Below are 12,461 nucleotides of genomic sequence, written 5' to 3'. Positions count from 1 at the left end.
CCCGCGTCGCTCGACGTGCTGCGGCGCATCGGCGACGGCGAGCTTGCCGAATTCGCCGTCACGGCGGCGGGCATTGCGTTCCTGCTCTGGCAATACTTCCGGACGCCGGTCACGGTGCTCGGCACGCCAGGGCTTGCCGAGCACCCGTCGACCCGGGCCGGTGCCATTCCGCTGATCATCGAGGTCCGCCCCGAGGAGCGCATCGAGGACTACCTGTCGCGCGTGGCCGGGATCGTCGAGGACAGCTATGCCGAGCATCGATTCCCGCTCGAAACGCTGGTGCGTAACGAAAAGGAGCTGGCGCTCGCGCAGCTCACGAAGGTCTCGCTGGCGGACGACCGGGTGCACCACGCGCTGACGGGACAGGACGACGACCTGCAGTTGCACCTGCGACTGGCGCGCGGCGAAATCGAGATTCGTCATGCCGGCGCCATCGAGCCGTTCGTCGTGGACGGTTTCGCGAGCAGCCTCGCCACGGTGCTGCAGGCATTCGAACGCCTCGACCAGCCGGTCGGCGACATCGACGCGAGCGCGCCGGACGCGCGCCGGCGGCTGGCCACCTTCAACGAAACCGCGACGGCCGGCCCTCGCCATCCGACGGTCGTCGAGATGTTCGAAGCGCAGGTCGCCCGCACGCCGGCGGCGCCTGCCCTCGTCACCGACAGTGCGCTGATGACCTACGCCGACCTGAACGCCCGGGCCAACAGCCTCGCGCATCAGTTGCGCGAACATTACGGCGTCGGGCAGGAATCGCTGGTCGGCGTCATGCTCGAACGTTCCGAATGGATGATCGTCGCGATTCTCGGCATCCTGAAGGCAGGGGCGGCGTTCGTTCCGCTGGACCCGGCCTATCCGGCCGAACGGATCAATCACATTCTCGGCGACACCGGCCTGTCGCTGCTGGTGACCCAGTCGAGCCAACTGGCGCAGTGGTACGAATTCTCCGGCGTGACGCTGCTGCTGGACCAGGAGCTCCCCAACTGGACGCCGCTGCCGGACAATCCGCCGTGCCGCGCCGAACCGGCGAACCTGGCCTACGTGATCTACACGTCCGGCTCGACCGGGCGCCCGAAAGGCTGCCTGCTCGAACACCGGAACCTGGCCCACTACATCGCGTGGGCCGCCGAATACTACTTTCCGGAAAGCACGACCGGCAGTTTCGGCCTGTACAGCTCGCTGTGCTTCGATTTCACGCTGACCAACCTCTTCTGCCCGCTGGTGCGCGGCAAGACGCTGCGCATCTATCCGCAGTCGGAAAGCATCGACACCATCCTGGCCCGGATGTTCCAGCCCGGCAGCGGCGTCGACACCCTCAAGCTCACGCCGACCCACATTCACCTGCTGGAGTACATGAACCTGGCACGCTCCGGCGTGCGCAAGGTGATCGTCGGCGGCGAGGAACTGACGCCCCAGCACATCGCGACGCTGCGCAAGATCGATCCGTCGATCGAAATCTACAACGAGTACGGCCCCACCGAGGCGACGGTCGGCTGCATCGTCGAGCGCGTCGAGGACGTGCCGGCTGCGGTGCTGATCGGCCGGCCCATCGCCAATACCCGGGTGTACATGCTCGACGAGGCCCTGCGGCCGGTCCCGCTTGGCGTGCCGGGGGAAATCTGCCTCGCCGGCGCCGGCCTCGCACGCGGCTACCACCTGCGACCCGACGTCACCGCCGCGAAATTCGTCGAGCATCCGTTCCCGGGCGAAGCGCGCATCTATCGCACCGGCGACATCGGCCGATGGCTGCCCGACGGGCGGATCCAGTGCTATGGACGCGTCGACGACCAGGTCAAGATTCGCGGGCACCGTGTCGAACTCGGCGAGATCGAGGCCGCGATCACCGCGCACGAGGCGGTCGTCGGCGCGGCGGTCATGCTGCGCGAATCGGCGCACGGCGTGCGCAAGCTGGCGGCCTACGTCAAGGGTTCCGCGAGCCTGAACGTGGCGGACCTCAGGGCGTTCCTGGCCGGGAAACTGCCGGACTACATGGTCCCGTCCGACATCGTCCCGATCGCCGAATTTCCGCTCAACGCCAACGGCAAGCTGGATCGCCCGGCGCTGCTGGCCATGGCGCCGGCCGCCGCGCCCGACGCGGCCAGTCCCGACGCCACGCCGGTCCAGCTCGAACTGTTGCGCATCTGGCGCGACGTGCTCGACAACCCGGCCGTCGATCTCGCCGGCCGCTTCTTCGACTACGGCGGCGATTCGCTGCAGGCCATGCAGCTGGTCTCGCGGATCTGGGGCAGCTTCTCCGTCGAGATCGGCATCGACGCGATCTTCGAACTCCAGACCATCGGCGCGGTGTCCGACCTGATCGAGGCGTCGTCGCCCCGCGCCGGTTCGACGGCCGGCAACATCCTGCCCCGCTCGCGCGCGAACGATCTGCCGCTGTCCTTTCCGCAGCAGCGCCTGTGGTTCCTCGCGCAACTTGAAGGCCCGTCGGCCGCCTACAACATCTCGAGCGCGCTGCGTTTCGACGGCGAACTGGACCTCCCGCGCCTGCGGGACGCCGTGTCCGGGATCAGCCGGCGTCACGAGATCCTGCGCACGACGTTTCCCGCCATCGACGGCCTCGGGGTCCAGCGCATTGCGCCGCCCGCGCCGGTTGCGCTCGACGTCGTCGACGTCGCCAGCGAGTCCGAAGCGCTCGCGCTGCTCGCAGAGGAAGCCGATCGTCCGTTCGATCTCGCCGCCGGGCCGCTCTATCGCGTCGTGCTGTATCGCGTGCATGCGGATTGGCACGTCTTCGGCGTCGTGATGCATCACATCGTGTCGGATGCGTGGTCGTCAGGCATCCTCATCGGCGAACTGGCCGCGCTCTATGCAGGCCAGCCGCTGCCGGAGCTGGCCATCCAGTACGCGGACTACGCGGTGTGGCAGCACGAGCGCCTGGCGTCCGCCGATACGCATCGGGAACTGGCGCTTCTGAGCGCATCGCTGACGGACGCGCCGGACCTGATCGAGCTGCCCACCGACCGTCCCCGCCCCGCCATCCAGCAGTTCCGCGGCGCGGTGCTGCCGTTCCGGCTGGACGGCGAACGCACCGACGGCCTGCGCGCGATCGCACGTGCGTCCGGCACCAGCACGTTCATGGTCGTGCTCGCCGCGTATGCGCTGCTGCTGTCGCGGTACAGCCATCAGCAGGACCTCGTCATCGGCTCCCCGATCGCCAATCGGCGCTCCAGCATGACCGAGCCGCTGATCGGCTTCTTCGCGAACATGCTCGCGCTGCGCGTGGACCTGTCGGGCAATCCGGCCTTCGGCGAACTGCTGGCGCGCGTGAAGCGCGTCGCGCTGGACGGCTATAGCCGCCAGGAGATTCCGTTCGAACAGGTCGTGGATTCGCTCAAGCTCGAGCGCAACCTGAGCCGCACGCCGGTTTTCCAGGCCGTGTTCGCGTACGAGAAAGCGCACTCCCAGACGTTGAACTTCCCCGGTCTCGTGGCGACGCCGGTGGCGGTGGAGACCCACACCGCCAAGTTCGACCTCACGCTCCATATCCAGGATGCCGACGACGGCCTGGCGGGCTCGCTGGAATACAACCTGGACCTGTTCGACGCCGCCACGATCGATCGCATGGCGGAACACTTCCGCACGCTCGTCGATGCCGTGATCGCCGATCCGGACCGGCCGCTCGGCGGGCTTGCGTTGACGAGCGAAGCCGAGCGGAACCTGCTGACCGTCGAGTGGAACCGGACCGGGACGGAGTTCGGCGAGGCCGCCGCGCAACCGTTGCACCGTCTGTTCGAACAGCAGGTCGCGCGCACGCCCGATGCCGTCGCCGCCGTCTATGACGACGCCACGCTCTCCTACGCCGAACTCAACCTGCGCGCCAACCGCCTCGCGCACCGGCTCATCGCGCTCGGCGTCGGGCCCGACGCCCTCGTCGGCGTCGCCTTGGAGCGCTCGCTCGACATGATCGTCTCGCTCCTCGCGGTCCTCAAGGCCGGCGGCGCTTACGTCCCCGTCGACCCAGACTATCCCGCCGAGCGCGTGCGCTTCATGATCGAGCACGCGCAGTTGCGCTGGCTCCTCACCCAGCAACATCTGCGCGCCGCGCTGCCCGATACCGATGCCGACCTGATCGTCGTCGATTCCAACGAACTCGGCCTCGATCTCGACGCGGTAGCCAACCCCGAGCCCGATCTGAACGGCGACAACCTCGCCTACATGATCTACACGTCCGGTTCCACCGGCCGCCCCAAGGGCGCGCTCAACACCCATCGCGCGATCACCAACCGCATCCTCTGGATGCAGCACGCCTACTCGCTCGAGGCCGACGACGCCGTCCTGCAGAAGACCCCGTTCAGCTTCGACGTCTCCGTCTGGGAATTCTTCTGGCCGCTCGTCACCGGTGCGCGACTCGTGTTCGCCCGACCCGGCGGACAGCGCGAGACCGACTATCTGGCCGCGCTCATCGAGCGCGAGCGGATCACCACGATCCACTTCGTGCCGTCGATGCTGCGTGCCTTCCTCGACCATCCGGACCTCGACGCGCACTGCACGTCGCTGCGCCGCGTCGTGTGCAGCGGCGAGGCGCTGCCCTACGACCTGCAGCAGCGCTGCTTCGAGCGCCTGGACGTCGGGCTGTACAACCTCTATGGCCCCACGGAAGCCGCTGTCGACGTGAGCGCATGGACGTGCCGGCGCGACGACCCGCACCACATCGTCCCGATCGGCCGGCCCATCGCCAACACCCGCCTCTACATCGTGGACGCGCAGATGCAGCCCACGCCGCTCGGCGTGGCGGGCGAACTGCTGATCGGCGGCACGCCGGTCGGGCTCGGCTATCACGGCGAACCGGAACTGAGCGCGGAGAAGTTCATCGCCGATCCGTTCTCGACCGATCCGCAGGCGCGCCTTTACCGTACCGGCGATCTCGCGCGCTACCGCCCCGACGGCAACATCGAATTCCTCGGCCGCATCGATCACCAGATCAAGCTGCGCGGCCTGCGCATCGAGCCCGGTGAAATCGAGGCCGCCCTGCGCACGCATCCGTCGGTCGACGACTGTGTCGTGATCGCGAAAACGGAAGGCATCCGAACGTTCCTGATCGCCTATGTCGCGACCGCAGCGCCGGACCTCGCCGATCTTCGCGGCTATCTGGGCGGCAAGCTTGCGGACTACATGGTGCCGTCGCAGTTCGTCGCGCTGGCGTCCTTGCCGATGCTGCCCAACGGCAAGATCAACCGCAAGGCGTTGCCTGCGCCCGCGGACACGATCGACGCGCCACGGCCGCACGCGCCGGCCGTCACGCCCCGGGAAATCCTCCTGGCGTCAATCTGGCAAGACGTGCTGCAACTGCCTTCGGTCGGCATCCACGACAACTTCTTCGAACTGGGCGGCGATTCCATCCTGAGCATTCAGGTCATCGCGCGCGCCAATCGCGCCGGACTTCGTGTGACGGCGAAACAGCTGTTCCAGTACCAGACGATCGCGCAGCTGGCCGCCGCGCCCGAGGAGCGGGCAACGTATGCGTCGAGCGTCAGCCCGCTGGGCGATGCGCCGCTCACACCGGTGCAGCACTGGTTCTTCGAGCAGGAGACCGATGCGCGGTCGCACTACAACCAGACGGTCCTGATCCAGGTGCCGGCGGATATCGACGCGTCGAGGCTCGCCGACGCGTTCCGGCAAGTCCACGACCATCACGACGCATTGCGCCTGCGTTTTTCGCGCAGCGCGGGCCGCTGGACCCAGGAAGTCGTCGCCGGCGGCGAGGCGCCCGCCTGCTTCGCGAAGCGGGAGATCGCCGGCGACGCCGGCGAGCGCCTGGCGGCGATGCGCGCCGCCGCCGCCGAAGCCGAACGCGACATCGACATCACGCACGGCCCGCTGCTGGCGGCCCGGCTCTTCTGCGTGGCCGACGAGCCGCTCGCCCGCCTGTTCGTGTCGGTCCATCACCTGGCGGTGGACGGCGTATCGTGGCGCGTGCTCCTCGAGGATCTGCATGCGGCCTACCACGGCCAGCCGCTGCCCGAGAAAACAACTTCGTTCCGCGAATGGGCAATGCACCTGCAGCAACTGAGCCGTTCGCCGGCCATCGGCGCCGAAGCCCGGCTGTGGCACGCCCTCGTCGCGCAGCCCGTCGAACCGATGCCGGTCGATTATCCGGCCGCGGGTGCGGCCAGCAACGCGGTCGGCGACGCGGCGTCCGTGTCGTTCGAGCTGGACGAAGCCGCCACGACGGCATTGCTGCGCCGGCTGCCGCGGGCCTACGACACCCGCATCAACGACGTCCTGCTCGCCGCGCTGGCGCAAGCCTGCAGCATGGTCACGGGCAACGCCCGCACCCGGATCGATCTCGAAAGTCACGGCCGCCACGTGTCGGATGCGCCGCTCGACCTCACCCGGACGGTGGGCTGGTTCACCTCCATCTACCCCGTCGTGCTCGAGGCCGACGCTTGGCACACGCCTGAGGAAGCGCTGCGTGCCGCACGGCAGCAGTTGCGCGAGATTCCGGCCGAAGGCTTCAGCTATTCGCTGCTCCGCTACCTGAGCCCCGACGACGCCGTGCGCGACAGCCTCGCCGCGCTGCCGAGCGCCGATATCCTCTTCAACTATCACGGGCGGCTCGACACCGTGTTGCAGCAATCCGAAGGCTGGCGCCCGGCGGCCGAGGACCTCGGTTCGCTGCGTGCCGAGCGGTCGCAGCGCACGCATGCGTTCGAGATCGTCGCCGCCGTGGTCGACGGCAGGCTGCAGGTGGACTGGCGCTACGGCGAGCGGCTGCACCGGCGGCAGACGGTCGAGAACCTGGCCGCGCACTTCAAGGACCGCTTGCTCGACTTCGCGGCGTCGGTCCAGGACGCCGCATGGGACAACATCGAGGACAGCTACCCGCTCTCTTCGCTGCAGCAGGGCATTCTGTTCCATTCGCTGTACGACCTGGATCCCGCCGCCTATTTCCAGCAGTTCAGCTTCGTCGTCCGCGGCCCGCTCCAGGTGCCGGCGCTCCGGCAAGCGTGGGGCAATGCGCTCGCGCGCCATCCCGTGCTGCGCACCGCGTTCGCGTGGGCCGATCGCGATCAGCCCGTCCAGACCGTGCTGCACGCGGTCGACCTGCCGTGGACATTCCTCGACTGGCGATCCCGCGATGCGTCCCGCCGTGCGCAGGACTTCGACGCCTTCCTCGCCGATGACCGGCGGCGCGGCTTCGATCTTCAGCGCGCGCCGTTGTTCCGCTGCACGCTGATCCAGGAAACGGACACGCGCCATCGCTTCTGCTGGAGCGCACACCACATCGTTCTCGACGGCTGGAGCACCGCCATCCTGATGAAGGAAGTGTTCGACGACTACCTGTCGCTCGTCCGCACCGGCGCGCCCGCGGTGACTGCATCGGCGCCGGGATACCGCACGTACATCGACTGGCTCGCGCGCCATCCGCGCTCGGCCGACGAGACCTGGTGGCGCGCCGAACTGGCGGGGTTCCATGCCGCCACGCCGATCGCGGCCGGTCCGGCCCGGCAGGCCGCCGGCGACGCCGCGCGGCAGGCTACGCGCCGGACACAGCAGTTCCTGCTCGATGAGACCCTGGCCGCGCGGCTGCAAGCGCTCATGCGCACCCATCGCGTCACCCTCAACGTCCTGGTACGCGCTGTCTGGGCATTGGTACTGCGGCGCCACGCCGGCACGGACGACGTCGTCTTCGGCGTCACCGTGTCCGGTCGCCCGCCGATGCTCGACGGCGTCGAGTCGGTCGCGGGGCTGTTCATCAACACGCTGCCGTTGCGCTTGCGCATCGCGCCGGAGCGCCCCTTCACCGCATGGCTGGCGGAGATCCATGCAGCCCAGACGGCCATGGAGCCGCATTCGTACAGTTCGCTGGTCGATATCCAGTCGTGGAGCGAACTGCCCGCCCGCGACAGCCTGTTCGACAGCCTGTTGGTGTTCGAGAACTTCCCGGTTGCCGCTGCTCCCGATCTCGGGCCGGACGACATCGAGATCCTCGACACCCGCGCCTTCGCGGAATCGAATTACCCGCTGACCCTGACCGTGCACCCGAACGAGCGCGTCGGCTTCGAAATTTCGCACGACGCACACCGCGTCGCGCCCGACGTGGTGCGGCAGATGCTGGACACCCTCCGCGCAATGCTGGAGCGATTCGCCGCCGAGCCTGACCAGCCGACCGGCCAGCTCGCCGATGCGCCGGCTGCCGGTGGCCAGCCGGGCGCGCCGCGCGGCGTGGCCGCCCCTGCCGTCCAGCCCGCCGCCGGTCCGGTTACGGCGGCCCGCGCCGTCGCGCCGACGGCGCACGAAAGCACGTTGCTGGAGATCTGGCAGCGGATCTTCAAGCGAAACGACATCACGGTCAGCGACAACTATTTCGATCTCGGCGGTCACTCGATCATCGCGATCCAGCTGATGGCCAATGTCGAGAAGGCGTTCGATCGCCGGCTGCCGATTTCCTGTCTCTTCGAGAACCCGACGATCGAGAAGCTGGCGGCGGCGCTGGCCACGCAGGAACCGTCCGCGCACGCCGGCGGACTCGTGCCGATCCGCGACGGCGGTCCCGCCGCGCCGCTGTTCCTCCTGCCGGGCGCCGGCGGGAACGTGGTCTACTTCCACCCGCTCGCGAACCGCCTGAGCGGCGCCCACGCGATTCACGGGCTGGAAGCGCTCGGCCTCGACGGCGCCTGCCTGCCGCTCACCCGCGTGGAAGACATCGCGGCCCGCCACATCGAACGCATCTGGCCGCTGGTGGGCGCGGGCCCCTACTACCTGGCCGGCCACTCGTTCGGCGCGCAGGTGGCGCTCGAAATGAGCCGGCAGCTCGTCGCCAAGGGCGCCGTCGTGAAGCTGCTGGCGATCTTCGATGCGTCCGCACCCATCGACTGCCCGGCCGCCACCTACTGGCGGGACTGGGACGACACCGACTGGCTGGTCGCGATCGCTCACGAAATCGGCACCTTCCTCGGGACCGACCTGCAGGTGACGCAAGACGATCTCGTCCCGCTCGATCCCGACGGCCAGGCCGGCCTGATCCTCGACCGGATCGGCGCCCGCGGCAGCTGGTTCGCGGACGCCGGACCCGACCGCCTGCGCGCCTACCTGCGCGTCTATCAGGCCAACTTCAAGTCGCACTACGTGCCGCAAGCCTCCCCGCTGCCCGTGCCGATCGCGTTGTTCCGCAGTACCGAGCGCGATCCCGGCGACTACGATCCGTCGCCCGAGATCGCGCAGCTTCGCCTGGACCCGGCCTGGGGGTGGTCACGCTTCTCGGCGCTTCCCGTCGAGGTGACGGACGTCCCCGGCGACCACCTGACCATGCTGCTCGATCCGCATGCCGGTGTCCTCGCTGCCCATGTCAATCAGTTCCTTGAAAAAAAGCCCTCATGAAATCAACGCCGACGATCGACAACACTTTCGCCCGCAAGGTCTGCATCAACCTGGACCGGCGTCCCGATCGCTGGGAGGCGATGCAGCGCAAATTCGCCGAGCAGAACATCCTCACGGTGGAACGGCTGCCCGCGGTCGATGCAAGACTCGTGAGCGTTCCGGAATCCTTGAGCCACATGCGTCCGCAGGACTACGGCTGCACGATGAGCCATCTCGCCGCCGTGCAACAGGCCAAGGCCGCCGGCGCGAGCGAAGTCCTGATCTTCGAGGACGACGCGTTCTTCGCCGCCGATTTCGCCGCGCGCTTCCCCGACTTCATCGCGCAGGTGCCGGACGACTGGCACATGCTGTTTCTGGGCGCGTATCACTTCGCGCCGCCCATTCCCGTCGCGCCGAACGTCGTCAAGACCGTGGAGACGCTGACCGCGCATGCGTACGTCGTCAGGAACTCGCTTTACGACGCGTTCATCGCGATCAACGAGCATCCGCCGGCCATCAACGACCGCAACAACCTCGTCCTGCAGAAGACGTTCAACTGCTACTGCTTCGAGCCCAATCTGGTCGGCCAGGAGTCCGGCTACTCCGACATCATGGACGAAGTCATGCCGGAAAAGCCGCTGACCTATTCCATGCCCATTCCGGATGGCTGGTAACGCCTGCGGTCCACGCTCGCCGCAATCCATCACTCGACAGGCCATTGAACATCATGCAAATCACTACCGTTGACCATGAGGCGGCGTTCGTACAGGCCGCGCTGGATGCGCTTCACCGGGACCGCAAGCTCGGCGAGGCGATTTCGCTGGCTTACGGGAAATGCGAATCGACCGCCGGCGTGATCGACCTGATTTTTCCGTTGATCACGAAGAAACTGCGGATCGATTACATCCTCATGTACAGCATCGAAAGCAATCCCCGCACGCTCCTGAAATTTCTTCGGCTGATCGAGTCGCAGCTGATCCGGAACGACAGCTGGACGGCCGCGTCGGTCGAGGCCGCGTTGCAGGGCGTGGCCGATTCCATGAACGTCGGCTGGGACCGTGCGCAGCGCCTGCTGAAGTGCTGCATCCTGTTTTCCGATTCGCCGCTGGAAATCGTCGAAAGCATCACGTTTCTCGGAAGGCACGAGGCGTCGTCGAGATTGAGATCGGCGGCACACACCATCGAACTCAGTCACCTGGTCAACTGAGCCCTTCCCGTTTTCACGCCTCTCCGAAAAGCGACTCATGGACTCCGCGCAAAGCAAATCGCCGCCGTGGCACTCAGCCGTCACCCTGATGTGGCGCAGTCATCCCTGGTTGACCCTGGGCACGGTCCTGACGGGCCTCATCAGCGGCGTGGCGTCGATCGCGGGCGTCGGCCTGATCAGCCGGGTGCTTCACGACCAGGACGATCGGCCGATGCTGTTGATGCTCTTCATCGCGGTGAACGTCGTCGCGGTGATCTGCCGGAGCGGCGCTGCCGCGATGCCGTCCTACGCGTGCATGAAGATCATGACGCGATTGCGCGTCAACCTGTGCAAGCGCATCCTGGCGACGCCGCTGGAAGACATCGACCGGCGCGGCGCGCCGCATGTGCTGACGATGCTGACGCAAGACATTCCGCAACTGAGCCAGACCCTGCTCACCATACCGACGATCCTGGTTCAATCCGTCGTCCTGATGTGCAGCGTTGCGTATCTCGCCTATCTGTCGTGGATCGTGTTTGTGTCGACGCTCACGCTGACGATCGTCGGCCTGGTGCTCTACCTGTTTTTCTATCGAAAGGCGGCCAATTTCACGGAACGGGTGCGCGACGAGTTCGTCCAGTTCAACGAATACACGCACAGCCTCGTGTTCGGCATCAAGGAGCTCAAGCTCAACCGGGCCCGGCGACGCTGGTTCACCAAGGCGGCGATCGAAGTATCGTCGCGGCGCGTGGCGGGCTACAACTACATCGAACGCTTCTGGTTCATGACCGGCGACAGCATCGGCCAGGTCACCGTGGCGGTCCTGCTCGGATTCCTGCTGTTCGGCGTGCCGTCTCTCGGCGTCGTGGACCCCGCCGTACTCACGGCGAGCATCCTGGCCGTGCTCTACATGATGGGGCCGCTGACCATGCTGATCAACATTCTGCCGATCGTGGCCGAGGGCAAGACCGCCCTCGCCCGACTGGCGGAATTCGGTTTCCTGATCGACGACACGCCGGATTCATTCGGCAAGCCGCCGTCGCCCGGCATGGGGGAATCCGCGCCGATCCGGTCATGGCAGCGTATCGAGTTGCGCGACGTCAAGATGACCTACCGTGACAACGCGTCGTCGGTCGACTTCGTCCTGGGCCCCGTCAACCTGACGATTCACGCCGGCGAGCTGGTCTATGTGATCGGTGGAAACGGCAGCGGCAAAAGCACGCTGGCGAAGGTGCTCAGCGGCCTCTATGTGCCAACCGAAGGCCATATTGCCCTGGACGGAAAAGTCATCGACGACGATGCGCGCGAGCGGTACCGGAATCTGTTTTCCGCCGTATTTACCGATTTCCATCTGTTCAATCGCATCATCGGGCCGGACCATGAAAGTGCGAGCATCGAGCTTGCGCAGGAATACCTCGAAACCCTGAAGCTGGCGGGCAAGATCGAGATTCATGACAAGACTTACTCGACGACCAGGGCCTTGTCGACGGGGCAGCGCAAGAGACTGGCGTTACTCTGCGCCTACATCGAGGATCGCCCGATTTATATCCTGGACGAGTGGGCTGCCGACCAGGATCCGGTTTTCAAGAAATTCTTCTACGAAGTGCTGGTGCCCGATCTGCAATCGCGGGGGAAATGCGTGATCATCGTGACCCATGACGATCAGTATTTCAGGCTGGCCGGCCGGGTCATTCGCCTGGATAGCGGCCGCATCTTCTCGGACTCGGCCCGGTGTCCCGCCAGCGCCGACATGGCAGGATGACCGATGCCCCGGGCCGCCGGGTTTCATCGGCGGCGGCAACGATGCGATGCGGGTGTTCGCGCGCGCAGTTGCCGAACCGTCGATGCAACGAGCGGGCGTCCGGACGATGCCGCTTCGTCATGTGACGATCCCGTTTTTAACGGGCGGCGGATCGCCCGGGCCGGCGACCGCATCAAGCGCCGGATGCGGCGCTCTGGC

4 protein-coding genes are annotated in these 12,461 nt (G+C 66.9%); all 4 read left to right on the top strand.

The features are described from left to right. Positions 1 to 15 precede the first annotated feature (15 nt). Genes ACWMMN_RS34665 through ACWMMN_RS34650 form a run of 4 tightly spaced genes read left to right on the top strand, consistent with a single transcriptional unit; the run spans position 16 to position 12,263 of the window. Complete coding sequence (locus ACWMMN_RS34665) at positions 16 to 9,336, top strand: amino acid adenylation domain-containing protein (protein WP_486424467.1); 9,321 nt, start codon at positions 16 to 18, stop codon at positions 9,334 to 9,336. Next, on the top strand, positions 9,333 to 9,989 hold the full coding sequence (locus ACWMMN_RS34660) for a glycosyltransferase family 25 protein (RefSeq protein WP_059241569.1): 657 nt from the start codon (positions 9,333 to 9,335) through the stop codon (positions 9,987 to 9,989). The genes ACWMMN_RS34665 and ACWMMN_RS34660 overlap by 4 nt, the downstream gene beginning before the upstream one ends. A gap of 53 nt (positions 9,990 to 10,042) precedes the next feature. Next, the gene (locus ACWMMN_RS34655) at positions 10,043 to 10,522 is read left to right on the top strand and encodes a hypothetical protein (protein WP_059242453.1); all 480 of its coding nucleotides are present in this window, start codon (positions 10,043 to 10,045) and stop codon (positions 10,520 to 10,522) included. A gap of 37 nt (positions 10,523 to 10,559) precedes the next feature. Then, positions 10,560 to 12,263 carry a cyclic peptide export ABC transporter gene (locus ACWMMN_RS34650; RefSeq protein ID WP_342706337.1) on the top strand — a complete coding sequence of 568 codons (1,704 nt, stop codon included), beginning with the start codon at positions 10,560 to 10,562 and terminating at the stop codon, positions 12,261 to 12,263. The last annotated feature ends 198 nt before the right edge of the window (positions 12,264 to 12,461 follow it).

Source organism: Burkholderia cepacia complex sp. TUM26381 (genome assembly GCF_057439935.1).
Note: the sequence above shows the minus strand (reverse complement) of the source record. Positions and strands in the feature narration are given on the sequence as shown.

Bases quoted from the DNA above. Each gene is read 5' to 3' on its own strand.
- ACWMMN_RS34660 (WP_059241569.1), top strand. From the start codon at position 9,333: ATGAAATCAACGCCGACGATCGACAACACTTTCGCCCGCAAGGTCTGC.
- ACWMMN_RS34655 (WP_059242453.1), top strand. From the start codon at position 10,043: ATGCAAATCACTACCGTTGACCATGAGGCGGCGTTCGTACAGGCCGCG.
- ACWMMN_RS34650 (WP_342706337.1), top strand. From the start codon at position 10,560: ATGGACTCCGCGCAAAGCAAATCGCCGCCGTGGCACTCAGCCGTCACC.